Source organism: Halomonas cibimaris, assembly GCF_039537045.1.
Taxonomy (GTDB): Bacteria; Pseudomonadota; Gammaproteobacteria; order Pseudomonadales; family Halomonadaceae; genus Vreelandella; species Vreelandella cibimaris.
The window spans coordinates 115,616-138,468 of record NZ_BAAAZT010000076.1; the positions used below are offsets into that span (position 1 = coordinate 115,616).

At 60.8% G+C, this 22,853-nt stretch carries 34 protein-coding genes; 28 read left to right on the top strand and 6 right to left on the bottom strand.

What is annotated here, in order from left to right; all coding sequences use genetic code 11:
• The first annotated feature begins 10 nt into the window (after positions 1-10).
• From rplV to ABD654_RS11000, 24 genes are all read left to right on the top strand, one after another.
• The gene (rplV, locus tag ABD654_RS10885) at positions 11-343 is read left to right on the top strand and encodes a 50S ribosomal protein L22 (RefSeq protein ID WP_344704908.1); all 333 of its coding nucleotides are present in this window, start codon (positions 11-13) and stop codon (positions 341-343) included.
• 11 nt (positions 344-354) lie between these two features.
• A complete protein-coding gene (gene rpsC / locus ABD654_RS10890; protein ID WP_344704909.1) occupies positions 355-1,053 on the top strand; it encodes a 30S ribosomal protein S3 in 699 nt (232 codons plus the stop codon).
• A gap of 15 nt (positions 1,054-1,068) precedes the next feature.
• Complete coding sequence (rplP, locus tag ABD654_RS10895; protein ID WP_344704910.1) at positions 1,069-1,482, top strand: 50S ribosomal protein L16; 414 nt, start codon at positions 1,069-1,071, stop codon at positions 1,480-1,482.
• Entirely contained in the window at positions 1,482-1,673 is a 192-nt protein-coding gene (gene rpmC / locus ABD654_RS10900; protein ID WP_017429482.1) for a 50S ribosomal protein L29, read from the top strand. The genes rplP and rpmC overlap by 1 nt, the downstream gene beginning before the upstream one ends.
• A gap of 1 nt (position 1,674) precedes the next feature.
• On the top strand, positions 1,675-1,935 hold the full coding sequence (gene rpsQ, locus ABD654_RS10905; RefSeq protein ID WP_344704940.1) for a 30S ribosomal protein S17: 261 nt from the start codon (positions 1,675-1,677) through the stop codon (positions 1,933-1,935).
• A gap of 51 nt (positions 1,936-1,986) precedes the next feature.
• Positions 1,987-2,358, top strand: a complete 372-nt coding sequence (gene rplN, locus ABD654_RS10910) for a 50S ribosomal protein L14 (protein ID WP_344704911.1) — start codon at positions 1,987-1,989, stop codon at positions 2,356-2,358.
• 14 nt (positions 2,359-2,372) lie between these two features.
• The gene (gene rplX / locus ABD654_RS10915; protein ID WP_344704912.1) at positions 2,373-2,687 is read left to right on the top strand and encodes a 50S ribosomal protein L24; all 315 of its coding nucleotides are present in this window, start codon (positions 2,373-2,375) and stop codon (positions 2,685-2,687) included.
• A gap of 15 nt (positions 2,688-2,702) precedes the next feature.
• The gene (gene rplE / locus ABD654_RS10920) at positions 2,703-3,242 is read left to right on the top strand and encodes a 50S ribosomal protein L5 (RefSeq protein ID WP_344704913.1); all 540 of its coding nucleotides are present in this window, start codon (positions 2,703-2,705) and stop codon (positions 3,240-3,242) included.
• Between the two features lie 10 nt (positions 3,243-3,252).
• A complete protein-coding gene (gene rpsN, locus ABD654_RS10925; protein ID WP_344704914.1) occupies positions 3,253-3,558 on the top strand; it encodes a 30S ribosomal protein S14 in 306 nt (101 codons plus the stop codon).
• A 33-nt stretch (positions 3,559-3,591) separates the two neighbouring features.
• Positions 3,592-3,984, top strand: coding sequence for a 30S ribosomal protein S8 (gene rpsH / locus ABD654_RS10930; RefSeq protein WP_344704915.1), 393 nt, complete (start codon positions 3,592-3,594; stop codon positions 3,982-3,984).
• A gap of 9 nt (positions 3,985-3,993) precedes the next feature.
• Positions 3,994-4,527, top strand: coding sequence for a 50S ribosomal protein L6 (rplF, locus tag ABD654_RS10935; protein ID WP_344704916.1), 534 nt, complete (start codon positions 3,994-3,996; stop codon positions 4,525-4,527).
• Positions 4,528-4,536: 9 nt separating this feature from the next.
• Positions 4,537-4,887 (top strand): 50S ribosomal protein L18, encoded by a 351-nt coding sequence (gene rplR / locus ABD654_RS10940; RefSeq protein WP_344704917.1) that lies wholly within the window; start codon positions 4,537-4,539, stop codon positions 4,885-4,887.
• A gap of 11 nt (positions 4,888-4,898) precedes the next feature.
• On the top strand, positions 4,899-5,399 hold the full coding sequence (gene rpsE, locus ABD654_RS10945; protein WP_344704918.1) for a 30S ribosomal protein S5: 501 nt from the start codon (positions 4,899-4,901) through the stop codon (positions 5,397-5,399).
• A gap of 6 nt (positions 5,400-5,405) precedes the next feature.
• The gene (rpmD, locus tag ABD654_RS10950; RefSeq protein WP_344704919.1) at positions 5,406-5,588 is read left to right on the top strand and encodes a 50S ribosomal protein L30; all 183 of its coding nucleotides are present in this window, start codon (positions 5,406-5,408) and stop codon (positions 5,586-5,588) included.
• A 3-nt stretch (positions 5,589-5,591) separates the two neighbouring features.
• Positions 5,592-6,026 (top strand): 50S ribosomal protein L15, encoded by a 435-nt coding sequence (rplO, locus tag ABD654_RS10955; RefSeq protein ID WP_344704920.1) that lies wholly within the window; start codon positions 5,592-5,594, stop codon positions 6,024-6,026.
• Positions 6,027-7,358, top strand: a complete 1,332-nt coding sequence (gene secY / locus ABD654_RS10960; protein WP_344704921.1) for a preprotein translocase subunit SecY — start codon at positions 6,027-6,029, stop codon at positions 7,356-7,358.
• A gap of 47 nt (positions 7,359-7,405) precedes the next feature.
• A complete protein-coding gene (gene rpmJ / locus ABD654_RS10965) occupies positions 7,406-7,519 on the top strand; it encodes a 50S ribosomal protein L36 (RefSeq protein WP_008959154.1) in 114 nt (37 codons plus the stop codon).
• Between the two features lie 134 nt (positions 7,520-7,653).
• A complete protein-coding gene (gene rpsM / locus ABD654_RS10970; RefSeq protein WP_344704922.1) occupies positions 7,654-8,010 on the top strand; it encodes a 30S ribosomal protein S13 in 357 nt (118 codons plus the stop codon).
• Between the two features lie 39 nt (positions 8,011-8,049).
• Positions 8,050-8,436 carry a 30S ribosomal protein S11 gene (gene rpsK / locus ABD654_RS10975; RefSeq protein ID WP_344704923.1) on the top strand — a complete coding sequence of 129 codons (387 nt, stop codon included), beginning with the start codon at positions 8,050-8,052 and terminating at the stop codon, positions 8,434-8,436.
• Between the two features lie 12 nt (positions 8,437-8,448).
• A complete protein-coding gene (gene rpsD / locus ABD654_RS10980; protein WP_344704924.1) occupies positions 8,449-9,069 on the top strand; it encodes a 30S ribosomal protein S4 in 621 nt (206 codons plus the stop codon).
• Positions 9,070-9,166: 97 nt separating this feature from the next.
• Positions 9,167-10,162 (top strand): DNA-directed RNA polymerase subunit alpha, encoded by a 996-nt coding sequence (locus ABD654_RS10985; protein WP_344704925.1) that lies wholly within the window; start codon positions 9,167-9,169, stop codon positions 10,160-10,162.
• Positions 10,163-10,201: 39 nt separating this feature from the next.
• Positions 10,202-10,588 carry a 50S ribosomal protein L17 gene (gene rplQ, locus ABD654_RS10990; RefSeq protein WP_344704926.1) on the top strand — a complete coding sequence of 129 codons (387 nt, stop codon included), beginning with the start codon at positions 10,202-10,204 and terminating at the stop codon, positions 10,586-10,588.
• Between the two features lie 198 nt (positions 10,589-10,786).
• Positions 10,787-12,010, top strand: a complete 1,224-nt coding sequence (locus tag ABD654_RS10995) for a serine hydrolase (protein ID WP_344704941.1) — start codon at positions 10,787-10,789, stop codon at positions 12,008-12,010.
• Positions 12,011-12,023: 13 nt separating this feature from the next.
• Positions 12,024-12,896, top strand: a complete 873-nt coding sequence (locus ABD654_RS11000; RefSeq protein ID WP_344704927.1) for a DMT family transporter — start codon at positions 12,024-12,026, stop codon at positions 12,894-12,896.
• Positions 12,897-12,932: 36 nt separating this feature from the next.
• Here the strand turns inward: ABD654_RS11000 and thiE are convergent, their stop codons facing one another.
• Both thiE and thiM read right to left on the bottom strand, forming a co-directional pair.
• Entirely contained in the window at positions 12,933-13,589 is a 657-nt protein-coding gene (gene thiE, locus ABD654_RS11005; RefSeq protein ID WP_344704928.1) for a thiamine phosphate synthase, read from the bottom strand.
• Complete coding sequence (gene thiM, locus ABD654_RS11010; protein WP_344704929.1) at positions 13,579-14,397, bottom strand: hydroxyethylthiazole kinase; 819 nt, start codon at positions 14,395-14,397, stop codon at positions 13,579-13,581. Before thiM ends, thiE begins: the two co-directional genes overlap by 11 nt.
• Before the next feature lie 119 nt (positions 14,398-14,516).
• Here thiM and gloA point away from each other — a divergent pair, with 119 nt between their 5' ends.
• The gene (gloA, locus tag ABD654_RS11015; protein WP_344704930.1) at positions 14,517-15,050 is read left to right on the top strand and encodes a lactoylglutathione lyase; all 534 of its coding nucleotides are present in this window, start codon (positions 14,517-14,519) and stop codon (positions 15,048-15,050) included.
• A gap of 8 nt (positions 15,051-15,058) precedes the next feature.
• Here gloA and ABD654_RS11020 read toward each other — a convergent pair whose 3' ends face one another.
• The 4 genes from ABD654_RS11020 to ABD654_RS11035 are packed head-to-tail and all read right to left on the bottom strand — an operon-like array spanning position 15,059 to position 17,773.
• Positions 15,059-15,997 carry a metal ABC transporter solute-binding protein, Zn/Mn family gene (locus ABD654_RS11020; RefSeq protein ID WP_344704931.1) on the bottom strand — a complete coding sequence of 313 codons (939 nt, stop codon included), beginning with the start codon at positions 15,995-15,997 and terminating at the stop codon, positions 15,059-15,061.
• A 24-nt stretch (positions 15,998-16,021) separates the two neighbouring features.
• Positions 16,022-16,903: a metal ABC transporter permease gene (locus ABD654_RS11025; RefSeq protein WP_344704932.1), complete on the bottom strand. Its 882-nt coding sequence runs from the start codon at positions 16,901-16,903 to the stop codon at positions 16,022-16,024.
• On the bottom strand, positions 16,896-17,606 hold the full coding sequence (locus ABD654_RS11030; protein WP_344704942.1) for a metal ABC transporter ATP-binding protein: 711 nt from the start codon (positions 17,604-17,606) through the stop codon (positions 16,896-16,898). The genes ABD654_RS11025 and ABD654_RS11030 overlap by 8 nt, the downstream gene beginning before the upstream one ends.
• Entirely contained in the window at positions 17,606-17,773 is a 168-nt protein-coding gene (locus ABD654_RS11035; protein ID WP_344704933.1) for a hypothetical protein, read from the bottom strand. Before ABD654_RS11035 ends, ABD654_RS11030 begins: the two co-directional genes overlap by 1 nt.
• A gap of 234 nt (positions 17,774-18,007) precedes the next feature.
• Between ABD654_RS11035 and cas1f the strand changes: the two genes are divergently transcribed.
• From cas1f to ABD654_RS11050, 3 genes are read left to right on the top strand one after another with little or no spacing between them, the layout of a single operon-like run.
• Entirely contained in the window at positions 18,008-18,985 is a 978-nt protein-coding gene (gene cas1f, locus ABD654_RS11040) for a type I-F CRISPR-associated endonuclease Cas1f (protein WP_344704934.1), read from the top strand.
• Positions 18,982-22,380, top strand: coding sequence for a type I-F CRISPR-associated helicase Cas3f (gene cas3f, locus ABD654_RS11045; RefSeq protein WP_344704935.1), 3,399 nt, complete (start codon positions 18,982-18,984; stop codon positions 22,378-22,380). Before cas1f ends, cas3f begins: the two co-directional genes overlap by 4 nt.
• A 5-nt stretch (positions 22,381-22,385) precedes the next feature.
• Complete coding sequence (locus tag ABD654_RS11050) at positions 22,386-22,775, top strand: type I-F CRISPR-associated protein Csy1 (protein WP_344704936.1); 390 nt, start codon at positions 22,386-22,388, stop codon at positions 22,773-22,775.
• The last annotated feature ends 78 nt before the right edge of the window (positions 22,776-22,853 follow it).

The following is a 22,853-nucleotide window of genomic DNA, read 5'->3' on the forward strand; positions in this document are numbered from 1 at the left end:
AGGATTAGAGATGGAAGTCACAGCTAAGCTGCGTGGCGCTCGGTTATCCGCCCAAAAGGCCCGTTTGGTGGCTGACCAGGTGCGCGATAAACCGGTCGCCGAGGCACTCGACCTGCTGGCCTTCTCGCCGAAGAAAGCGGCTACGCTGGTCAAGAAAGTGCTGCAGTCCGCCATTGCAAACGCGGAAGAAAATAACGGCATGGATATCGACGAGCTGCGTGTCTCGACCATCTGCGTCGATGAGGGCATGACGCTCAAGCGTATCAAGCCGCGCGCCAAGGGCAGCGCGGATCGTATCTTGAAGCGCACCTGCCACATCACCGTCAAGGTAGCCGAGAAGTAGGAGTCGACCAGATGGGTCAGAAAGTCAATCCAACGGGCATTCGACTGGGCATTGTCAAAGACCATGCTTCTGTCTGGTATGCCGAGCGCGGCGCCTATGCCGATAAGCTCAACAACGATCTCGAAGTGCGTAGCTTTCTGGAAGAGCGCCTGAAAAACGCCTCTGTCAGCAATGTGTACATCGAGCGTCCGGCGAATAACGCCCGCATCACCATTCACACGGCCCGTCCGGGCATTGTGATCGGCAAAAAAGGCGAAGACGTTGACCGTCTGCGCCGCGATCTTGCCCAGCTGATGGGCGTGCCGGTGCATGTGAACATCGAAGAGGTTCGCAAGCCGGAGCTGGATGCCAAGCTGGTCGCGGCCAACGTTGCCGGTCAGCTTGAGCGTCGGGTGATGTTCCGTCGTGCGATGAAGCGTGCGGTGCAGAACTCCATGCGTCTGGGTGCCGGCGGTATCAAGATTCAGCTGTCAGGTCGCCTGGGTGGTGCGGAAATCGCACGGACCGAATGGTACCGCGAAGGTCGCGTGCCGCTGCACACGCTGCGCGCGGATATCGACTTCGCCACGTACGAAGCTCAAACCACCTACGGCATCATCGGTGTCAAAGTGTGGATCTTCAAAGGCGAAATCCTCGGCGGTATCGAGGAAGTACGTGCCAAGGCCAAGCAGTCGGCCGGCAACGCGCCCAAGAAGAAAGGTTCCAGGTAAGGGGAGAGCGAGTCGATGTTACAACCCAAGCGTTTAAAATTTCGCAAGGTGCAAAAAGGCCGTAACCGTGGCCTGGCGCATCGCGGGAGCCGGATCAGCTTCGGGGAATACGGTCTGAAGTCCACCGGTCGCGGCCGCGTTACCGCGCGCCAGATCGAGGCCGGCCGCCGTGCGATCACACGTCACGTCAAGCGTGGCGGCAAGATCTGGATCCGCGTATTCCCGGACAAACCGATTTCCAAAAAGCCGCTCGAAGTTCGTATGGGTAAAGGGAAAGGCTCTGTCGAGTACTGGGTTGCCCAGATCCAGCCGGGTCGGGTGCTGTACGAGATTGAAGGCGTTTCTGAAGAGCTCGCGCGTGAAGCGTTCGATCTCGCCGCGCAGAAAATGCCGGTATCCACCACCTTTGCGAAACGGACGGTGATGTGATGAAAGCCCAAGAAATTCGAGAAAAATCCGCCGGAGAACTCAAGGACCAGCTGCTTGAGCTCCTCCGCGAGCAGTTTAACCTGCGCATGCAGAAGGCCACCGGCCAGCTGAGCCAGACTCATCTGCTCAAGCAGGTCCGTCGGGACATTGCCCGCGTGAAGACTGTGCTCAACGAGAAGGCAGGTGACTGAGATGGCCGAAGAAAAGAAAACGCGTACGCTCACCGGCAAGGTGGTGAGCGACAAGATGGACAAGTCCATCGTTGTCATGATCGAGCGCCGTGAGCGCCACCCGATCTACGGAAAATACCTTAAGCGCTCCACTAAGCTGCACGCCCACGACGAAACGAACCAGGCCAAGGCCGGCGACACGGTGTCCATTGAGGAATGTCGTCCGCTGTCCAAGAAAAAGTCTTGGGCACTGATCGAAGTGGTCGAGCAGGCCAAAGGTTAATTTCCTGCGGCTGTTTCACCAGTGCAGTCAGGTTAGGTTCGGAGAAAACCGATGATTCAGACTCAGACAATGCTGGATGTCGCTGACAACAGCGGAGCGCGCCGGGTGCAGTGCATCAAGGTGCTGGGCGGTTCGCATCGCCGCTACGCCCGCGTCGGTGACATCATCAAAATCTCAGTGCGTGAAGCGATCCCGCGCGGCAAGGTCAAAAAGGGCCAGGTCATGAAAGCGGTCGTGGTGCGTACCAAAAGCGGCGTCCGTCGTCCCGACGGTTCGCTGATCCGTTTCGATGGAAATGCGGCGGTTCTGTTGCAAAACACCAACGAACAGCCGGTCGGCACGCGTATTTTCGGGCCGGTCACTCGTGAGCTGCGCAACGAAAAGTTCATGAAGATCATTTCCTTGGCGCCTGAAGTGCTGTAAGGAGCGAGGCGGATATGCAAAAGATCAAACGTGACGATGAAGTCATCGTCCTCGCCGGAAAGGACAAGGGCAAGCGCGGCACCGTCAAGCGAGTACTGGAAAATCGCTTTGTGGTGTCCGGTGTGAACATGATCAAGCGTCACACCAAGCCAAATCCCATGGCGGGAAATCAGGGCGGTATCGTCGAGCGCGAGGCTCCGATTCACGCGTCCAACGTAGCCATCTTCAATTCGGAGACCGGTAAGGCGGATCGCGTCGGCTTCCAGGTGAAGGAAGACGGTACCAAGGTACGTATCTACAAGTCGACGCAGACGCAGATCGATGCCTAACGTGTCGGGGTAAACATGGCCAACTTGAAAGAACGTTATCAAAACGAAGTCGTAGCCAAGCTCCAGGAGGAGTTCAGCTACGCCAACGTAATGCAGGTGCCCCGGATCACGAAAGTGACCTTGAACATGGGCATCGGGGATGCGGTCAGCGATAAAAAGCTGATCGACAACGCCATCGGCGATCTGGAAAAGCTTTCCGGGCAAAAGCCGCTGGTAACCAAGGCACGCAAGTCCGTTGCAGGCTTTAAAGTGCGTGAAGGCTGGCCGATCGGTATCAAGGTCACGCTGCGCGCTGAGCGCATGTGGGACTTTCTGGACCGTCTGGTAAACATTGCGATTCCGCGCGTGCGTGACTTCCGCGGTCTCAACCCGAAGTCGTTTGACGGTCGTGGCAACTACTCCATGGGGGTGCGTGAGCAGATCATCTTCCCGGAGATCGAGTATGATAAAATCGATCGCATTCGGGGGATGGACGTCACCATCACCACTACCGCCAACACGGACGAGGAAGGCCGCGCGCTGCTGCGTGCAATGCACTTCCCGTTCAAGAAATAAGGTTGGGATCATGGCAAAGAAAAGCATGGTAGAGCGTGAGCTAAAGCGCGCCAAGCTGGTCGAGAAATACGCGGCCAAGCGCGCCGAGCTCAAGGCGATCACCACCGACGTGAACGCTTCTGACGAAGAGCGCTTCGACGCGCAGCTCAAGCTGCAGCAACTGCCGCGGGACTCAAGCCCGGTACGCCAGCGCAACCGCTGCCGCGTCACCGGTCGTCCTCACGGTGTTTACCAAAAGTTCGGCCTTGGCCGTAACAAGCTGCGTGAAGCCGCCATGCGTGGCAACGTCCCGGGACTCAAAAAGTCCAGCTGGTAAAAGCCACGTAGCATCATCAGGAGCGCACATTAAATGAGCATGCAAGATACTCTGGCGGATATGTTTACCCGTATCCGCAATGCGCAGATGGCCACCAAGGAGACGGTAACGCTGCCGTCCTCCAAGCTTAAGGTTGAAGTGGCCCGCGTGCTGAAAGAAGAGGGCTACATCGCCGATTACGCGGTGGCTGGCGACAGCAAGCCCGAACTGACCGTGTCCCTCAAGTACTTTGAGGGCAAGCCGGTTATCGACCACATCCAGCGGGCTTCCAAGCCGTCTCTGCGCCAGTACAAGGGCAAGAGCACGCTGCCCAAGGTCGCCGACGGTCTGGGTATCGCGATCGTCACTACCTCCAGCGGAGTGATGACCGATCGCGCCGCGCGCCAGGCGGGTGTCGGTGGTGAAGTCATCTGCACCGTATTCTAGGAGGCTGGAATGTCCCGCATAGCGAAATATCCGGTTACACTACCCGCCGGCGTTGAGGTTAGCATTGATGCCGACCAGCTGACCGCCAAAGGCAGTCAGGGCACGCTTTCCATGGTCATCCACGCAGATGTGGTCATTGGCCGGGAAGAAGACGGCAAGCTGACCTTCGCTCCGAGCGAATCAGCCAAGAGCTGGGCCATGGCCGGCACCACCCGCGCACTGGTACAAAACCTGGTGACGGGTGTCTCCGAGGGCTTTAGCAAGACCCTCGAAATTGTAGGCGTCGGTTATCGTGCCCAAGTAAAGGGCCAGACGCTCAACCTTTCACTGGGCTTCTCGCACCCGGTCGACTATGAACTGCCTGACGGGGTTACGGCGGAAACGCCGAAAAACACCGTGATCGTGCTGAAAAGCGCGGACAAGCAGAAGCTCGGCCACGCGGCTGCAGAGATTCGCGCGTTCCGTCCGCCCGAGCCGTACAAGGGCAAGGGCGTGCGCTACGCCGACGAGCAGGTGCGTCGCAAAGAAGCCAAGAAGAAGTAAGGCAGGGTTATGAACGCGAAGAAAGAATCCCGTCTCCGTCGTGCCCGCCGCGCTCGCGCCAAGATCCGCGAGCTAGGCGCGTTCCGCCTGTGCGTCAACCGTACCCCGCGCCACATCTATGCGCAGGTTATCTCGCCGGATGGTGGCAAAGTGCTGGCTAGCGCATCAACGCTGGACAAGGCGCTGCGCGAGGGGGCGACCGGCAACGTTGAGGCGGCCACGAAAGTCGGCTCGCTGATCGCCGAGCGCGCAAAGCAGGCAGGCATCACCCAGGTAGCCTTTGATCGTGCCGGTTTCAAGTTTCACGGCCGTGTCAAGGCGCTGGCCGACGCCGCTCGTGAAGGCGGCCTGGAATTCTAAAGGGTTTTACGATGGCGAAGAACGAACAGCAAAACGGTGATCTGCAAGAAAAACTTGTGCAGATCAACCGTGTCGCCAAGGTGGTTAAGGGGGGTCGTGTTTTCGGCTTTACCGCCCTGACCGTCGTCGGCGATGGCAACGGCCGTATCGGTTTTGGTCGCGGCAAGGCGCGTGAAGTGCCGGTCGCAATCCAGAAAGCGATGGATCAGGCGCGTCGCAACATGGTCAAGGTCAGCCTCGCTGGCCACACGCTGCAGTACCCGGTCAAGGCCCGTCACGGCGCCTCCAAGGTATACATGCAGCCGGCAAGTGAAGGTACCGGCATCATCGCCGGCGGTGCCATGCGCGCCGTGCTGGAAATTGCCGGTGTACAAGACGTACTGGCCAAGTGTTACGGCTCCACCAACCCGGTCAACGTAGTGCGCGCGACGGTCAACGGCCTCGCCGGCATGCGCTCGCCGGACGATGTGGCAGCCAAGCGTGGCCTGTCAGTCGAAGCGATCACGGGGTAATTCAACATGGCAGCTTTGATCAAGGTTACCCAGGTCCGTAGTACTATCGGCGTTTTGACCCGGCACAAGGCCACCATGACCGGCCTGGGCCTGCGCCGTATCGGTCATACGGTTGAGCTGGAAGACACCCCCGCCGTTCGCGGCATGATCCACAAGGTCAACTACCTTGTGCGTGTAGAGGGAGAGTAATCCATGAAACTTAACACCCTGAGCCCTGCAGAGGGCTCCAAGCACGCCGAAAAGCGTGTTGGCCGAGGCATCGGCTCCGGTCTGGGCAAGACCGGTGGCCGTGGCCATAAAGGCCTCAAATCGCGCAGCGGCGGCAGCGTCAAGCCAGGGTTTGAAGGCGGTCAGATGCCGCTGCAGCGTCGTCTGCCGAAGTTTGGCTTTACCTCGGCCAAGTCGCTGGTCTCGGAAGAGGTCCGCCTGGCCGAGCTTGCCAAGGTGGCCGGTGACGATGTCACGATGGAAACCCTGAAGCAGGCTAACGTGCTGAAGGATGCCACGCGTCACGCGAAGGTTGTCCTTTCCGGCGAACTGAACAAGGCGGTTACGGTTCGCGGTCTCAAGGTCACCAAGGGTGCCCGGGCCGCAATCGAAGCCGCCGGCGGCAAGGTAGAGGACTAAATGGCCAAGTCAGGAAATATGCCGGCGACGGGTAGCGGACTGAGTGAACTCTGGGCGCGTTTGCGCTTTGTGCTTCTCGCCATCGTGGTGTATCGCATCGGTGCCCACATCCCCGTTCCCGGTATCAATCCTGACCAGCTTGCTGCCTTGTTCAGGGAGCAGCAGGGCACCATCCTGGGCATGTTCAACATGTTTTCAGGCGGTGCGCTGGAGCGCATGAGTGTTCTCGCCCTGGGCATCATGCCCTATATATCGGCGTCGATCATCATGCAGCTGATGACTGCGGTTTCGCCCCATCTGGAGCAGCTCAAGAAGGAAGGCGAAGCCGGCCGCCGCAAAATCAGTCAGTACACCCGCTACGGCACGGTGATACTGGCTCTCGTCCAGGCCATCGGTATGTCCGTGGGTCTGGCGAGCCAAGGCATTGCCTACAGCGCCGACATTAGCTTTTATTTCACCGCGGTCATTACCTTTGTGGCCGGCGCGGTGTTTATGATGTGGCTTGGCGAACAGATTACCGAGAAAGGCATCGGCAACGGTATTTCGCTGCTGATTTTCTCGGGTATCGTCGCCGGGCTGCCCAGCGCCGTGGGGCAGGCGTTCGAACTCGCTCGCAACGAAGGAGCCTGGAACGTGCTGCCGCTGCTTGCGCTGTCGGCACTGGGTATTGCGACCGTGGCGTTCGTGGTGTTTATCGAGCGCGGCCAGCGCCGCCTCAAGGTGAACTACCCGCGGCGCCAGGTAGGTAACAAGATGTATGCGGGCCAGAGCAGCTATCTGCCGCTGAAAGTGAACATGGCCGGCGTTATTCCGGCGATCTTTGCGTCAAGCATCCTGCTTTTTCCGGCGTCCATCGGCCAGTGGGTCGGCGCCGGCGAAGGCATGGAATGGCTGCAGCGTGCGTCCCAGGCCCTGGGCCCGGGCCAGCCGCTTTACATCTTGCTTTTTGGCCTCGCGGTGGTATTCTTCTGCTTCTTTTACACAGCGCTGGTCTTCAACCCGAAGGATGTGGCTGACAATCTGAAAAAGTCAGGCGCTTTTCTGCCGGGTATTCGCCCCGGCGAGCAGACCGCTCGCTATATCGACAAGGTCATGACGCGTCTGACCCTGTTCGGTGCCTTGTATATCACTGCCGTTTCCCTGATGCCTCAGTTCCTCATCGTGGCGTGGAACGTACCGTTTTTCTTTGGCGGTACCTCGCTTCTGATCGTGGTCGTGGTCATCATGGACTTCATGGCTCAGGTGCAGTCGCATCTCATGTCGCATCAATATGACTCGGTGATGAAGAAGTCCAACCTGAAAGGCTACGGCAGCGGCGGCATCATGCGCTAAAGGCGCGTCGCAGCCGTTCTGGACGCAGCCGTATTGGAGAAAGAACGATGAAAGTTCGAGCTTCCGTCAAAAAAATGTGCCGTAACTGCAAGATTATTCGTCGTAACGGCGCCGTGCGCGTCATTTGCAGCGAACCGCGGCACAAGCAGCGCCAGGGCTAACCCTTGGGCTGAATTCAAGCGGGTGCCGGCATACCCCTTCGCCTCGTGGTTGCATGAAGGCGTATAAAAGGGGTATGCTTTCGCGCCTTTTAAGATGAACAACGAGCAAGCCGCTCACATTTCGGAGTAAGCTGATGGCCCGTATTGCAGGCGTCAATATCCCGGACAACAAGCATGCGGCGATCTCGCTGACCTATATCTTCGGGATCGGCCGGACTCGCGCGCAGGACATCTGTGCCGCCGCGGGTATCGCGCCGACTGCCAAGGTTCAGGAGCTGTCTTCTGAAGAAGTCGACACCCTGCGTGCCGAAGTTGGCAAGTACACCGTAGAAGGCGATCTTCGCCGTGATACGACGCTGAACATCAAGCGTCTCATGGACTTGGGTTGCTATCGTGGTCTGCGTCATCGTCGTAGTCTTCCGCTGCGTGGTCAGCGGACCAAGACGAACGCGCGTACCCGCAAGGGCCCGCGTAAGCCGATCCGCAAATAACACGCACGTTCTGGCGTAAAGACAGGAATAGACATCAACATGGCTAACCCGCGCAATAACCGCAAGAAGGTTAAAAAGCAGGTAGTGGATGCCACCGCGCATATCCACGCCTCTTTTAACAATACGATCGTGACGATCACAGACCGCCAGGGCAACGCTCTTTCCTGGGCAACTGCCGGTGGTTCGGGTTTTCGTGGTTCTCGCAAGAGCACCCCGTTCGCTGCTCAAGTAGCAAGTGAACGTGCAGCTAACGCTGCAGCCGAGTATGGTGTGAAAAACGTCGACGTGCTGGTCAAGGGGCCAGGACCCGGCCGTGAATCCGCCGTGCGCGCACTGAATGCCGCCGGCTTCCGCGTGCAAAGCATCACCGACGCGACGCCCATTCCCCACAATGGCTGCCGTCCGCCGAAGAAACGCCGCGTTTAAGGAGACAGATTCATGGCTCGTTATATTGGACCCAAGTGTAAACTGTCTCGTCGTGAAGGCACGGACCTCTTTCTTAAAAGTGGCGTGACTCCCTTCGAGAAGAAGTGTAAATCCGAGCAGATTCCGGGTGTGCACGGCCAGCGCCGTCAGCGTCTTTCCGACTACGGCTTGCAGCTTCGCGAGAAGCAGAAAGTGCGCCGCATGTACGGCGTACTCGAAAAGCAGTTCCGCAACTACTACAAGCACGCGGCGCGCGTCAAAGGCGCGACCGGTGAAGTACTGCTGCAGCTGCTGGAAACCCGACTGGACAACGTCGTCTACCGCATGGGCTTTGGCGCTACGCGCTCTGAAGCGCGCCAGCTGGTCAGCCACAAGGCGATTTCCGTTAACGGCAAGACCGTTAATATTGCTTCCTACCAGGTGAAGTCGGGCGATGTGGTTGCCGTTCGCGAGAAGGCGAAGAACCAGGCGCGTATTCAAAACGCGCTGGCGCTTGCGGCCAACCGCGGCGATGTGGCGTGGATCGAAACCGACGCCAAGAAGATGGAAGGCACTTTCAAGGCTCTGCCTGAACGCGGTGACCTGTCTGCCGACATCAACGAAAACCTGATCGTCGAGCTGTACTCCAAGTAAGCGCTGCGTCATCACCGCTTGCTTGTCGCCCGGGCGCTATCTGCCCGGGCGGTCGAGTACCACGTATCCGTTTGGCAGCCTGAAAGGTGTTCTTTTTATGCAGCGTTCAGTGACAGAGTTTCTCCGTCCTCGCGACATCAAGGTCGAAGAAATCAGCGCCCATCACGCCAAGATCGTGCTTGAACCGTTCGAGCGCGGCTTTGGCCACACCCTGGGGAATGCACTGCGTCGCATTCTGCTCTCGTCCATGCCCGGCGCTGCCGTGGTAGAGGCCGAGATCAAAGGCGTCGAGCACGAATACAGTGCGCTTGAAGGGGTGCAGGAAGATGTTATCGAGATCCTCCTGAACCTGAAAGATGTGGCGATCAAGATGCACAGCCGCGACGAGGCGGTGCTCTCGCTGAACAAGCAGGGCCCGGCCGTCGTTACCGCTGGCGATATCGCGCTCGATCACAGCGTGGATGTCGTTAATCCGGACCACGTCATTGCCCACGTCAACGAAGGCGCCGAGCTGAATATTCAGCTCAAGGTCGCGCTGGGGCGTGGCTATGAGCCGGCCGACGTGCGCGACTCTGACGAAGAGACCCGCGCCATTGGCCGCCTGCAGCTGGATGCCACCTTCAGCCCGGTGCGTCGCGTTTCCTATGCGGTCGAGGCCGCGCGTGTCGAGCAGCGTACCGATCTCGACAAGCTGATCATCGATCTGGAAACCGACGGCACCCTGGATCCGGAAGAGGCCATTCGCCGCAGTGCGACCATCCTGCAAGAGCAGCTGGCCGCCTTCGTCGACCTGGAAGCCGACAAAGAGCAGGAAGTCGAGGAAGAAGAGGATCAGGTCGATCCGACTCTTCTGCGCCCCGTAGACGATCTTGAGCTGACCGTCCGCAGCGCTAACTGCCTGAAAGCCGAAAATATCTACTACATCGGGGATCTGATTCAGCGTACCGAAGTAGAGCTGTTGAAAACACCCAACCTCGGCAAAAAGTCCTTGAACGAAATCAAGGATGTTCTAGCAGCGCGCGGCTTGTCGCTGGGCATGCGGCTGGAAAACTGGCCGCCCGCTAGCCTGAAGGACGACAAGACCTCCGCGTGAGCGTCGCCTCAAGTCCCAGTTTGGTAAGGAATCACAACCATGCGACATCGTAAGAGTGGCGGTAACCTGAACCGCACCAGCTCGCACCGCAAGGCCATGTTCAAGAACATGTCGGCCTCGCTGGTCGAGCACGAAATCATCAAGACAACCCTGCCCAAGGCCAAGGAGCTGCGTCGCGTCGTCGAGCCGCTGATTACCCTGGCCAAGCAGGACAGCGTCGCCAACCGCCGCTTGGCGTTTGCCCGCACCCGGTCCAACGCTACCGTCGGCAAGCTGTTTAGCGAGCTCGGCCCGCGCTACGCCGAGCGCCCGGGCGGCTATGTGCGTATTCTCAAGTGCGGTTTCCGCGCCGGCGATAACGCACCGATGGCCTACGTTGAGCTTGTTGATCGTCCCGTAGCAGACGAGGCGGCCGCAGACGACTAAGCGCTGTGCCTGTTCTGCCAACGGCGAAAACCGGCCGGACTTTCCCACGCGGATTGTCCGGCCGGTTTTTTTGCGTTTAGATACAGGCTCGGCTTGGCCGCTACCTCGCCCGTTTTCCTCCAGGGAGTTACCATGTCATACATGCCGTTTTTTACGCCGCCCGCCCGTCGCTTTCCCACGCTGGCACGCGGTGCGCTGATGCTGGCCGTGGTATGCGCCGTTTGGCTGGCAGCGACCGCGGCGGCGCAAGCTGCCAACCCGCGCTACGCCGGCATGGTGGTGGATATGGACAACGGTGAGGTGCTCTATGCGGAAAATGCCGACGCGCGCCGCTACCCGGCTTCGCTGACCAAGATGATGACGCTGTATCTGACGTTTGAGGCGCTTGCAGATGACGAGCTGGCGCTGGCGCAGCCGCTGGCGGTATCCAAGGCGGCGGCTGCCATGCCGGCCTCCAAGCTGTGGCTGGCCCAGGGCAGCAGCATCACCGTGGACAAGGCCATCCGCGCGCTGACGGTCAAGTCCGCCAACGACGTGGCGGTGGTATTGGCGGAAGCGCTGGGCGGCAGTGAAAGCGCCTTTGCCCGGCAGATGACGCAAAAAGCCCGAGAGCTGGGCATGCGTGACACCGTCTTTCGCAATGCCTCGGGCCTGCCCGATGATCGTCAAACGACCACGGCCCGAGACCTGGTGACCCTGGCCGTTCGCGTGATGCGCGACTTTCCCCAGTATTATCACTACTTCGGCCTGCAGCGTTTTACCTACCGCGGTACGACCCACACCAGCCATAATCGCCTGGTCAAAAACTATCCGGGTGCTGACGGCCTCAAGACCGGCTTTATTCGCGCCTCGGGCTTTAACGTGGCGACAACGGCCGTGCACGACGGGCGACGCATGGTCGGGGTCGTGATGGGCGGATTTACCTCTCGGTCTCGGGACAAGCACATGACCGACCTGCTCGATCGCAGCTTTGCCCGGGCCGCGCTGCGTGATCAGCACAGCTGGCTGGGGGATACGCAGTTCTCTCGGGAGTTCATGGCCTTTGGCGGAGGCGCTTTGCCGCCGGCCCCCGCAGAGACTTCCCGGCCGCTGCTTGCCGCTGTGAAAACGAAAGCGCCGGCCGATGTCGGCGATCCGCTTAAACCGCTGATGGACGGCGCTGCCCCCGCCATGGGGGATGCTGCCGGCGGCTGGGGCATTCAGGTGGGCGCGTTCAGCGAGCCGGCCAGCGCCCGCCGGCTGGCCCATCAGGCCGCGGGCCGGCTGCGCGTTAACGGACGGGTTTCGGTCGATCCGCTCAACGGGCCTCAGCAGGTCTTTCGCGCGCGGCTGGTAGCGCTGGGCGAGTCCCAGGCGCGCCGGGCCTGCCAGCAGCTAAAAGACAGCGGAATGGACTGCATGGTGGTCAACGCTCGTCTGTAGCGGGGAGAAGGCAATGACACCGTCGCTCAAGGGCATCGGCTATATGTGCATCGGCGTGCTGTTTTTGGCGCTGGGGGACGCCGTGGCCAAATGGCTGGGCGAGGTGCATTCGCCGTTTGAGATCATTTTCTTTCGCACGCTGGTGGCGCTGCCGCTGATCGCTGTACTGGCGCATTTTGGCGGCGGGCTGCGGACCCTGGGCACCCGGCGCCCCGGGGTTCACCTGCTGCGCGGGCTGATCTATACCGGCACCATGGGTTTTTTTGTGCTGGGACTTACGCTGCTGCCGCTGGCCGAGGCTACGGCGATTGCGTTTGTCGCGCCGCTGTTTGTGACGCTGCTGTCGGTGCCGCTGCTTGGCGAGCGCATTGCGCCGCCGGTGCTGGCAGCGTCAGCGGTGGGCTTTATCGGCGTAGTGATCGTGGTGCGCCCGGGGGGAGACGCTTTTAACGCCGGTGCGCTTTCCATGGTGGCCGCGGCGGTGTGCTACGCGCTGACCATGATTACCGCACGGCGCTACGGCGGGCGGGAAAGTTTTTGGGCGCTGGTGTTTTACATTGCTCTGGTGCCCGTGCTGGTCAGCGCGGCCACGCTGCCCTGGGTGTGGCAGCCGCCCGAGCCGTGGCACTGGCTGGGTTTTCTGGCCGCGGGCATCTTTGGCGTGGGCGCTACCGGCTTTATCACTCTGGCCTTTCGCTATGCGCCGGCGGCCATTGCCGCCCCGTTTGACTACACCGCACTGCTCTGGGCGGTACTGCTGGGCTGGTGGTTCTGGGATGAGCTGCCGGATATCTGGGTGCTGGCCGGCAGCGTGCTGATCATCTCAAGCGGGCTGGCCATTGCCTACCATGACCGCCGTACCAGCCTGAACCGCCGCCCCAGCTAGCGCATCGGTATCAGGCGCTATGTGAAGCCGGCCGCTTTATCCCCATGCAGGCGTTTGCAGCCAGGTGTCGGCCAGCTCGGCGGCTGCCTGGCGCGGAGAAGGCTGGCCACAAATCGCCGAGACCACGGCTACGCCTTGGGCGCCGCTTTTCTTGACTGTTTGAATATGTACGGGCTTGATGCCGCCAATGGCAACGCCGGGCAGCGGACAGGCTGTCGCCAACGCCATCAGGCCGTCGAAGCCCAGGGGCGCGGCGTGGTCTTTTTTGCTCTGGGTGGCAAACACCGGCCCCAGCCCTACGTAGTCGAGCACCTCAAGCGGTGCGCGCGCCAGCTGTTCGGCGCTGTTGAGTGAAAGCCCGATAATCGCCTCTTCGCCCATGGCGCGGCGGGCATCCCGGGCGGCGGTGTCGCTTTGGCCCACGTGCAGGCCGTCAGCTCCGCTTTCCAGCGCCACGTTCAGCCGGTCGTTGATGATCAACGGCACGCGCCGGCCGTGCAGCTCGGCGTAGTCGTCCAGCGCCTCTTTCAAGCGCCTTGCCTGTTCGATCATGACCTCGTCTGCGGCGTGCTTGTCGCGCAGCTGCACCACCGTCACACCGCCGGCCACGGCCTCTTCCACGGTGTGTTCAACGCCAACCTCGCCGCACAGCGCAGCGTCGGTCACCAAATAAACGGATAGATCAAAGTCCATGATGGACCTCCAGGGCAAGATGGGTGTTCAAAGCCTCAGGGCTTAGATGATATAGCGCATCGAGAAATGCCGGAATAAAGCTGCCGGGGCCGGCGGCGTGAGCGGCGGCGCGCTCGCCGGCCAAAGCAAAGCAGCCAAAGGCCGCCGTCACCGCGTCAAAGCGGCTTTCAGGGGTAGTGTCCGCCACGCCCAAAAACGCCGCCGCGGTCGCCGAGAGCCCGCAGCCCAGCGTGGTAATGCGCGGCATCATGGCATGCCCGCCGCGAATATAGGCAGTGCGCCGGCCGTCGGTGATCAGATCCACCTCGCCGCTTACGCCCACCAGGCAGCGCTGGCGGTCGGCAAGCGCCATGGCCGCGTCACGGGCTTCGTGGGGGCTTGCCGTGCTGTCGGCGCCGCGCCCGGGGCTTGCCATGCCGCTAAGGCACAAAATTTCGGAGGCGTTGGCGCGAATCAGCGTCGGCGCGTGCTCCAGCAGCTCGGCGCACAGGCGCCGGCGGTAGGCAGTAGCCCCCACGGCGACGGGGTCGAGCACCCAGGGCGTGTGATGTTTGCGGGCGATGCGTGCCGCGTCGTGCATGCCGACGGCGAAGTCGGGGCTTACCGTGCCGATATTGATGGACAGCGCATTTGCCAGCGCGGTGAATTCGCCGGCTTCTTCCCGGGCGTGGAGCATGGCCGGTGACGCGCCCAGGGCAAGCAAGATATTGGCGCTTGAATTCATCGCCACAAAATTGGTGATGCAGTGCACCAGCGGCGTTTGCGCCTGCAGGGTGTCAAGGCAGTGCCCGGGGGGCCGTAATGCCATGTGTATCTCCCGTTGGCTCAGCTGTTGTTGGCTTAGCGATTGTTGGCTTAGCGATTGTTGGCTCGGCTGTTAAAGTAGGATGAAAAGCCATACCCCCACAAGGCCAAAGGAGACAGCGTATGTCATTTCACGGTGAAGCACATCCGGGCATTATGCCCACACCGCCGGAGACCCAGGGCTTTCGTCTGAACCACACCATGCTGCGGATCAAGGATCCCGAGCGGTCGCTTTCGTTTTATTCGCGCGTGCTGGGCATGCAGGTCATGCGCCGGCTGGACTTCGCGGAGATGGGCTTTTCGCTGTATTTTCTCGCCCACGTGGACAAGGCGGGTAGCGTGCCGGAAGACGTTGAAGCGCGCACCGCCTGGACGTTTCAACAGACCGGGATTCTTGAGCTGACCCACAACTGGGGTACCGAGCGCCAAGAAGACTTTGCCTATCATGACGGCAACGCCGAGCCCCAGGGCTTTGGCCATATCTGTATCAGCGTTCCCCACCTGGAAACGGCTCAGGCCTGGTTCGACGCCCACGACGTTACCTTCGTCAAGCGCGCCGACCAGGGCAAGATGCAAGACGTGATCTTCATCAAAGACCCCGACGGCTACTGGATCGAGGTTGTCCAAGCGGACCGCATGGCGGCCAAGGGCGACTAGCCTGCAGCTCAGTTGCGCAGCGCCTCGTGCAGCACCCGGGCGTTGTGGCGCATCATGCCAAGATAGTGAGACGCCGGGCCCTGGTGTGCCAGGGTGCCGGCGTATAGCGTGCCGGCCACGCGCAGGCCGGTATCCTCGGCCAGCTGATCCACGGCGCTGGCGCTTGCCATGTGCTCGTAAAAAAGCGCCTGAACGTTGTCTGCCTTGATCTGCTCGATGAGTTCGGCCATGCGCGCCGCGCTCGGCGCGGCGGCGGTGGCAAGCCCTTCGGGCGCGAGAAAGCGCAGGCCGTAGGCATCGGCAAAGTAGCCAAACGAGGCATGGCCGGTAATCACGGCGGTATCCGCCGGGATGCCAGCCAGCCGGCGGCGGATATCAGCGTCGGCCTTGTCCAGCCGGGCGAGGTAGGCGTCCGCGTTGGCCCGATAGGCCGCCGCGCGCCCGGGGTCGGCCTTGATCAGCCCGTCGCGGATGTTGGCCACGTAGGTTTTCGCCCGGGTAATATCCTGCCAGGCGTGAGGGTCCACGTTGCCGGCGTGAGCGATGTCATCATGGCCGTGGCGGCCGGCGTGTCTTAGCGGGGCGATGCCGCGGGTAGCGGTAACGCGCGTGCCTTCGTAGCCGCTGGTGTCGAGCAGACGCTCCATCCAACCCTCGAAGTTCAAACCGTTAAACACCACCAGCCGAGCCCGGGAGAGCGTGCGCACATCGCCAGGGCTTGGCGAGTAGCTGTGGGCATCGCTGCCGGGGCCTATCAGCGAAGTGACCTGGACGTGCTCGCCGCCGACGTTTTTTACCATGTCGGCGAGAATGGCAAAGCTTGCCACCACCGACACCCGCTCGGCGGCCCGGGCAGAAGAGTGCGCGGTGACAGACAATAGAGCCAACAGCAGCGCGGCCGCCAGAGCCGTGCCGGCCGTTCGGTGAATACCCGTAGAAAAACGCATGTCATCTCCTGATCCGCGCCGGCGTTAATGCCGTTGAAGCGGCTCGGCCCGGCGGCGAAAAAGCGCGGCCAGGCTGTGATAGCGACCCAGTATCGCCGAGAAAAAATACCCCGCCCCGGCGAGCAGAATAATGCTCGGCCCCGAGGGCAAGTCCAGGTGAAACGAGAGCAAAAGCCCCCCGGTGCTGGCCAGCATCGCCAGCACCACGGCAATGCCTATCAGCCCTTCCAGCCGCTTGCTCCAAAAGCGCGCCGTGGTCGCCGGCAGCATCATTAGCCCCACCGCCATCAGCGTGCCCAGCGTTTGAAAGCCTGCCGTCAGATTCAGCACCAAAAGCCCCAGAAATATGCTGTGCACCCAGCCGCTGCGCCGGCTCTGGCCGCGTAGAAACAGCGGGTCCAGGCATTCCACGACCAGCGCGCGAAAAATGATCGCCAGGGTCACCACAATCACGCTGGTGATCGTGGCAATCAGCACAAGCGCGGTGGAATTGATCGCCAGAATCGAGCCGAACAGCACATGGGTCAAGTCCACGCTGCTGCCGCCCAGCGAGATCAGCATGACGCCGGCGGCCAGCGAGATAATAAAAAAGCTCGCCATGGCGGCGTCTTCACGCTGGCCGCCCAGCCGCGACACCGCCCCGGCCAGCAGTGCCACGGCCAGGCCAAACAGCGCGCCGCCCAAACTCATCGCCGGCAGCGAGAACCCTGCGAGCAAAAAGCCAAGCGCCACGCCGGGCAAAATGGCATGCGCCATGGCATCGCCGATCAGGCTCATGCCGCGCAGCACCAAAAACACCCCCAGCGGCGGTGCGGCAAGCGACAGCGCCAGCCCGCCGACTACCGCCCGGCGCATAAAGCCATAGTCGAACGGCGCAATCAGCCAGGCATGCAGGAGATCAAGCATGGGCACCTCCCGCGAAGCAGTGTGCCGCCGGCAGAGACGCTGCGACAGCGTCAGCAGAGCGCCATTGGCCGGTGCCGTTCTGCAGCAGCAGCACAGCATCGGCCAGGCGCTTTACATGCTCCATGTCGTGGAGCACCACAATGACCGTAGCGCCGTCGTCGGCCATCTGGCGGATAATCGGAATCAAAATATCCACCGTCTGAGCATCGACGTTGGCAAAGGGCTCATCGAGCAGTAAAAGCCTGGCCTGCTGCATCAGCGTACGGCCGAGCAGCGCGCGCTGGCGCTGGCCGCCGGAAAGCTCGCCCAGCGGGCGGTGGGCCACGTCGGAAATGCCCAGCCGCGCCATGATGTCCCGGCCCTGGCGGTAGTGCGCCGCGCAGTAGCCCTTCAGCGCTCCGTGAGTGGGCCAGGTGCCGGTCATCACCAGCTCTTCAACGCTCATGGGAAAGGACAGATCCAGCGCCAGCTGCTGAGGCAGCCACGCCCGCCGCGCCCGGGGTACTGCGCAGTGCACCTTGCCGGCAAGCGGGCGCAGCTCGCCCATCAGCGCCTTGATCAGCGTGCTTTTGCCCGCCCCGTTAGCGCCGATCAGCGCGGTCACCGCGCCGCTGGCTATTTCACCGCTGATGCCTTCCAGCACACTGCGCTGCCCCTGGGCCAGGTGCAGGTTTTCCAGCCGCAGCGTTGCGGCTTTTTGCATCAGACCCATGCCGCTGCCCACGCCACCAGCGCCCACAGCGCCACAAGCGGCAAAGCGCAGAGTGCTAGCCGCCGCACCGCCGACAGCGACATCAGCGAAAAATGGCACGGCCCCTCGCGGTTATGGCGATGGGCGAGCGGTGCAGAGCGGGAGCGGTGTGCAGGCATGGCGCCTCCTGTGGCGTGCATAAAGCGCGGTGAAGCGAGCAGAGTGAAAGCGTGAAAAGGGGCAACTGTTATAACATAACAAAATGTAGCGAGGGAATTGACGGCGCAATTTTTGTGTGGAGGCAAAAGCCGTATTGGGGGGTAGGAAAGCGAGCGGCGAAAGGGTGAGGCGAGTCAATAGCTGGGAAGATGCAGAAATGCTTAGATAGTCGGACATGCAAAGGGAGTCATATCATGGACGACGTAACCCCGGCGGATCTTAAAACGATCCTGCACTCCAAGAGGGCCAATCTTTACTATCTTCAACACTGCCGCGTGCTGGTCAACGGCGGGCGTGTGGAATATGTCACCGATGAGGGCAGCAAATCACGCTATTGGAATATCCCCATTGCCAATACCACGTCGCTACTGCTGGGCACCGGCACCTCGATTACCCAGGCCGCCATGCGCGAGCTGGCCAAAGCCGGCGTGCTGGTGGGATTTTGCGGCGGCGGCGGCACGCCGCTGTTTGCTGCCAACGAGGTAGATGTAGACGTTGCCTGGCTCACTCCGCAAAGTGAATACCGCCCCACCGAATATCTGCAGTATTGGGTGCATTTTTGGTTTGACGATAACAAGCGTCTGGAGGCCGCACGGCGCTTTCAACTGGCGCGCCTTGCGCGTATTGAACGGCAGTGGCTACACAGCCGTCCGCTGCGTGATGCCGGCTTTGTAATGTCTTCCGACACCCTGACCGGCGTGCTGGCGCAGCACCGCGCGGCTATTGCGCAGGCGCCCAGCACTATCGAGCTGTTAACGCTGGAGGCGCGGCTAACCAAAGTGCTATTCAAGCTTTCCGCTCAAGCCGTTAACTACGGTGACTTTACCCGCGCCAAGCGGGCCTCAGGCACTGACCCGGCCAACCGTTTTCTTGATCACGGCAACTATCTGGCCTATGGCCTCGCCGCGACCGCCACTTGGGTGCTGGGTATTCCTCACGGTCTTGCCGTGCTCCACGGCAAGACCCGCCGCGGCGGGCTGGTGTTTGATGTCGCTGATCTGGTCAAGGACGCAGTGATTCTGCCCCAAGCATTTATTTCTGCTATGCGCGGTGACGAAGAGCAAGCGTTTCGCCAGGCGTGCATCGAACGGCTGACCCGCACCGAGGCGCTGGACTTCATGATCGATACGCTAAAAGAAGTCGCCATCGATCTTGGGAGCGGTAACACATGAACGTGCTGATTGTTTCTCAGTGCAACAAAAATGCGCTCAAGGAAACCCGCAGGATTCTCGATCAGTTCGCTGAGCGCCGTGGCGAGCGCACTTGGCAAACGGCCATTACCCAAGACGGCCTTATTACGCTGCGCAAAATGCTGCGAAAAAGAGCGCGCAAAAATACCGCCGTGGCCTGCCACTGGATTCGCGGCCACGACCACAGTGAGCTGATGTGGATAGTGGGCGATGCCAGCCGCTTCAATAGCCAAGGCGCGGTGCCCACCAACACCACCCGCCGAGATATTTTGCGCCGCGCCGATGAAAACGATTGGCACAGCGGTGAAGATATAAAGCTGTTGGCACATTTGGCGGGGCTATTGCATGACCTGGGAAAAGCGTCCGAGGCATTTCAGGCTCGGCTGGCGGGGAAGTTGGAAGGTAAAAACCTATATCGTCACGAATGGCTGTCGCTGCGACTGTTTCAGGCGTTTGTAGGAAATGACGACGATGCCGGCTGGCTTGAGCGGCTGATACATCCGCCGGAAAACTTTGTTGCCAGCTGGACACAAAGTTTGGAGTGCGACGGGCTGGGAGCGGAAAGCGCCGCGCCCTTTAAAACGCTGCCGCCGCTGGCGCAGGCGGTGGGCTGGCTATTGCTGAGTCACCACCGTCTGCCCGTCAAGCCCGGCGATGACCCTGAGCGATTGGGTGGCAGGCTCACTGGACTGACTGCTGAGGCAATGACCGACTTGCCCGGAATGCTGACGCATCAATGGAATGAAGCCTGTCACGAAACAAATATCGAAGCGTTGTCACCCTACTGGAGATTGGCCGCTGGGCTGCCGGTCGCCACGCCCAAATGGCAGCAGCAGGCAGCCCGGGTAGCAGAAGGGTTGCGCAAGCGGCTGCCGAACTACAGCGAGCCGCTGTTGGATAACGCTTACGTGATGCATCTGGCCCGGCTGTGCCTGATGCTTTCCGATCACTATTACTCCAGCCTGCATGATCCAAAGCATAGTGACTGGGTGCGCGGTGCGCCGGACTATCCGCTGTATGCCAATACTCAGCGAAAGACGGGTGAGCCCAGCCAACCATTGGATGCGCATCTGCTGGGCGTGGCGCGTTTTGCCAAGCAAAATGCTCGCCACCTGGCAACGCTGAACGATCAGCTGCCGCGTCTTGCACGCCATAAAGGTTTTCGTAAGCGCAGTGCGAGCAAGCGCTTTCGTTGGCAGGATCGCGCCTTTGATCTAGCCGAAGGGCTGCGTGAAAAATCGCGTGAGCAGGGCTTTTTCGGTATCAACATGGCCTCAACCGGCTGCGGCAAAACGCTGGCGAACGGCCGCATCCTGTACGCTCTGTCAGATCCGGAAAAAGGCGCGCGTTTTTCCATTGCGCTGGGGCTGCGCACGCTGACGCTGCAAACCGGCCGCGATTACCGCCAGCAAATGCACCTGGGTGAGGACGAGCTGGCTATTCGCGTGGGCGGCAGCGCCAGCCGTGCACTGTTTGAACACTATGAAGCGCAGGCGGAGCGGACCGGTTCGGCGTCGGCGCAAGATTTACTCTCGGACGATTCCCACGTTCTGTTTGAAGGCAATTTTTCTGACCATCCGATTCTCAAGCGTATTGAGCACGACCCCACGGTAAAAAGCCTGCTGGCCGCTCCGGTACTTACCTGCACCGTAGATCATCTGATGCCGGCCACCGAAAGCCTGCGCGGCGGCGGGCAGATTGCTCCCATGCTGCGGCTGATGACGTCAGACCTGGTGCTCGATGAAATCGACGACTTTGATATCAGCGATCTCCCCGCGCTGATGCGGCTGGTCAACTGGGCCGGGCTGCTGGGGTCGCGCGTCCTGCTATCGTCTGCCACGCTGCCGCCTGCGCTGGTTGCCGGGCTGTTTGATGCTTACCGAGCGGGGCGTGCGGTTTATCAGCGTAATCGCGGTGAAACCGGAAAGCGCGCGCCGGCTATTTGCTGCGCATGGTTCGATGAAAACGGCACACTGGATGAGGCCTGCAGTGATCGCAACGGCTTTGCAGCAGCGCATCGCCAGTTTGTCCACAAGCGCTATCAGCGATTGGTCAAGGATGCGGTGCGTCGCAGAGCCGAAATAGCAGAATGGATGCCCGAATCGCGCCAGCCGGCCGCTATCCGCCAAGAGCTGGCAGGGCACTTGCGCGATAACGCCATCGCACTGCACCGGCAGAACCATACGCAGCTTGAAAGTGGCCGGCGCGTATCGTTCGGACTGATTCGCATGGCCAACATTGGACCACTGGTCGAAGTGGCACAGGCGCTTTATCGGCTTGGCGCGCCGGAAGACGTACAGATTCGTCTTTGCGTCTATCATTCGCAATATCCACTGCTGATGCGCTCCTCCATCGAGCAGCAGCTGGACCAAACGCTGCGGCGCAAAACGCCGCTGGCCGTCTTTGATCGCCCGGATATCCAACGGTATTTAGCCGCCTCTGATGCGCAAGATCATCTGTTTATAGTGCTGGGTTCGCCGGTCACCGAAGTGGGGCGAGATCACGACTATGACTGGGCCGTGGTTGAGCCGTCTTCTATGCGTTCACTCATTCAGCTGGCCGGTCGCGTGCGTCGCCATCGGCCGGAAATGTGGGAAGACACCAACATCCTGCTGCTCAACCGCAACGTAAAAGCCCTCGAATATCCGGATGGGCGGCGGCCGGTGTTTACCCGCCCTGGGTTTGAAACCGATGCCCATCGTTTGAACCATCACGCGCTCACGCAAGCGCTGACGCCGGCGCAGTTTGCCGTGATAGACGCGCGCCCGCGGATTGTTCCCCGCGAGCCGCTGGCCCCCCGCGACAACCTGGTAGACCTGGAACACGAGCGGCTGGAAGAGACGCTTATCGTACCGGAAACGCCTGATGCGGCGCCTGTTCCGGAGCTGAGCGAAGAAGACATTGCCAAGCTTTCAAAGCTGAAGCGTCAGCGCTATAGGGCAGCTAGAGAACAAGCAGCACCGGCACCCAGACTGGGCGCATACAGCTGGTTTGTGATGCCGCGTCTTCCCCTTACCGGGGTAATGAGCCAGTGGCGGCCGTTTCGTGACAGTACGGGCAACGAGGATGAGCTGGTGCTTTTGCCGGATGAAAACGGCGAGCAGACCTGCCTGTACCGTGTTCATAAAGAGCGCCCGCGCGCGCCAGAACTGCTGGTGCCCTGCGAGGAAAATCTTCGGCGCATCGAACTGGAATATGGCCCGGGAATTCAACCCTGGGGCACCGCCGACTATCTCGCAACGCTTGCCGAACTGGCCGAGGCGCAGGATATGGAGCTTGAGGACTGCGCACGTAAATTTGGCCGGCTAACGCTGCGTGAGCTAAGCGACGGTGCACAGTGGCAATATCACCCGGCACTGGGCTTTGCCAAACATTAGAGGAGATGCGTTTTATGGAGCAAAGGCTAGAAGGCAGAGTGGGCGACATTCGCCAGCTTATGCAAGAATTTATTGATGATCGTTTGGCGGGAAAGCTGGAAAAACTACCGGATGACGACCCAAAGCGTGACGCGCTGATGGAGCAGTTCAGGTCTGCCAACTGGCTGGAGGATGCCGCGCGGCGCGTTGGGCATCTGCAGGTCGTTACCCATGCGCTCAAGGCGACGCATCCCGATGCCAAGGGCTCAAGCCGATATGTTGAGCCCTCTGAGCTACCCAGCCTTCCTTGGGTGGGCAGCCATCTGCTGCCCACTGATTTCAGCGGCGACGTGGTGGGTAGCGCGGCGGCGCTGGATGTGTATAAATTTCGTAACTATTCAGGTGGCGTCGGGTGAGACTCGCCAACCCGCTGTTCCTTCAGGCATAGTACCGTCATTCGACTCCCCCACCCAGCAGGCAACATGACCATCAGA

What these genes read in the sequence shown, in the direction of transcription:
- rplV (WP_344704908.1), top strand. Translation starts at nt 11, where the DNA reads ATGGAAGTCACAGCTAAGCTGCGTGGCGCTCGGTTATCCGCCCAAAAG.
- rpsC (WP_344704909.1), top strand. Translation starts at nt 355, where the DNA reads ATGGGTCAGAAAGTCAATCCAACGGGCATTCGACTGGGCATTGTCAAA.
- rplP (WP_344704910.1), top strand. Translation starts at nt 1,069, where the DNA reads ATGTTACAACCCAAGCGTTTAAAATTTCGCAAGGTGCAAAAAGGCCGT.
- rpmC (WP_017429482.1), top strand. Translation starts at nt 1,482, where the DNA reads ATGAAAGCCCAAGAAATTCGAGAAAAATCCGCCGGAGAACTCAAGGAC.
- rpsQ (WP_344704940.1), top strand. Translation starts at nt 1,675, where the DNA reads ATGGCCGAAGAAAAGAAAACGCGTACGCTCACCGGCAAGGTGGTGAGC.
- rplN (WP_344704911.1), top strand. Translation starts at nt 1,987, where the DNA reads ATGATTCAGACTCAGACAATGCTGGATGTCGCTGACAACAGCGGAGCG.
- rplX (WP_344704912.1), top strand. Translation starts at nt 2,373, where the DNA reads ATGCAAAAGATCAAACGTGACGATGAAGTCATCGTCCTCGCCGGAAAG.
- rplE (WP_344704913.1), top strand. Translation starts at nt 2,703, where the DNA reads ATGGCCAACTTGAAAGAACGTTATCAAAACGAAGTCGTAGCCAAGCTC.
- rpsN (WP_344704914.1), top strand. Translation starts at nt 3,253, where the DNA reads ATGGCAAAGAAAAGCATGGTAGAGCGTGAGCTAAAGCGCGCCAAGCTG.
- rpsH (WP_344704915.1), top strand. Translation starts at nt 3,592, where the DNA reads ATGAGCATGCAAGATACTCTGGCGGATATGTTTACCCGTATCCGCAAT.
- rplF (WP_344704916.1), top strand. Translation starts at nt 3,994, where the DNA reads ATGTCCCGCATAGCGAAATATCCGGTTACACTACCCGCCGGCGTTGAG.
- rplR (WP_344704917.1), top strand. Translation starts at nt 4,537, where the DNA reads ATGAACGCGAAGAAAGAATCCCGTCTCCGTCGTGCCCGCCGCGCTCGC.
- rpsE (WP_344704918.1), top strand. Translation starts at nt 4,899, where the DNA reads ATGGCGAAGAACGAACAGCAAAACGGTGATCTGCAAGAAAAACTTGTG.
- rpmD (WP_344704919.1), top strand. Translation starts at nt 5,406, where the DNA reads ATGGCAGCTTTGATCAAGGTTACCCAGGTCCGTAGTACTATCGGCGTT.
- rplO (WP_344704920.1), top strand. Translation starts at nt 5,592, where the DNA reads ATGAAACTTAACACCCTGAGCCCTGCAGAGGGCTCCAAGCACGCCGAA.
- secY (WP_344704921.1), top strand. Translation starts at nt 6,027, where the DNA reads ATGGCCAAGTCAGGAAATATGCCGGCGACGGGTAGCGGACTGAGTGAA.
- rpmJ (WP_008959154.1), top strand. Translation starts at nt 7,406, where the DNA reads ATGAAAGTTCGAGCTTCCGTCAAAAAAATGTGCCGTAACTGCAAGATT.
- rpsM (WP_344704922.1), top strand. Translation starts at nt 7,654, where the DNA reads ATGGCCCGTATTGCAGGCGTCAATATCCCGGACAACAAGCATGCGGCG.
- rpsK (WP_344704923.1), top strand. Translation starts at nt 8,050, where the DNA reads ATGGCTAACCCGCGCAATAACCGCAAGAAGGTTAAAAAGCAGGTAGTG.
- rpsD (WP_344704924.1), top strand. Translation starts at nt 8,449, where the DNA reads ATGGCTCGTTATATTGGACCCAAGTGTAAACTGTCTCGTCGTGAAGGC.
- ABD654_RS10985 (WP_344704925.1), top strand. Translation starts at nt 9,167, where the DNA reads ATGCAGCGTTCAGTGACAGAGTTTCTCCGTCCTCGCGACATCAAGGTC.
- rplQ (WP_344704926.1), top strand. Translation starts at nt 10,202, where the DNA reads ATGCGACATCGTAAGAGTGGCGGTAACCTGAACCGCACCAGCTCGCAC.
- ABD654_RS10995 (WP_344704941.1), top strand. Translation starts at nt 10,787, where the DNA reads ATGCTGGCCGTGGTATGCGCCGTTTGGCTGGCAGCGACCGCGGCGGCG.
- ABD654_RS11000 (WP_344704927.1), top strand. Translation starts at nt 12,024, where the DNA reads ATGACACCGTCGCTCAAGGGCATCGGCTATATGTGCATCGGCGTGCTG.
- thiE (WP_344704928.1), bottom strand. Translation starts at nt 13,589, where the DNA reads ATGGACTTTGATCTATCCGTTTATTTGGTGACCGACGCTGCGCTGTGC.
- thiM (WP_344704929.1), bottom strand. Translation starts at nt 14,397, where the DNA reads ATGGCATTACGGCCCCCCGGGCACTGCCTTGACACCCTGCAGGCGCAA.
- gloA (WP_344704930.1), top strand. Translation starts at nt 14,517, where the DNA reads ATGTCATTTCACGGTGAAGCACATCCGGGCATTATGCCCACACCGCCG.
- ABD654_RS11020 (WP_344704931.1), bottom strand. Translation starts at nt 15,997, where the DNA reads ATGCGTTTTTCTACGGGTATTCACCGAACGGCCGGCACGGCTCTGGCG.
- ABD654_RS11025 (WP_344704932.1), bottom strand. Translation starts at nt 16,903, where the DNA reads ATGCTTGATCTCCTGCATGCCTGGCTGATTGCGCCGTTCGACTATGGC.
- ABD654_RS11030 (WP_344704942.1), bottom strand. Translation starts at nt 17,606, where the DNA reads ATGCAAAAAGCCGCAACGCTGCGGCTGGAAAACCTGCACCTGGCCCAG.
- ABD654_RS11035 (WP_344704933.1), bottom strand. Translation starts at nt 17,773, where the DNA reads ATGCCTGCACACCGCTCCCGCTCTGCACCGCTCGCCCATCGCCATAAC.
- cas1f (WP_344704934.1), top strand. Translation starts at nt 18,008, where the DNA reads ATGGACGACGTAACCCCGGCGGATCTTAAAACGATCCTGCACTCCAAG.
- cas3f (WP_344704935.1), top strand. Translation starts at nt 18,982, where the DNA reads ATGAACGTGCTGATTGTTTCTCAGTGCAACAAAAATGCGCTCAAGGAA.
- ABD654_RS11050 (WP_344704936.1), top strand. Translation starts at nt 22,386, where the DNA reads ATGCGTTTTATGGAGCAAAGGCTAGAAGGCAGAGTGGGCGACATTCGC.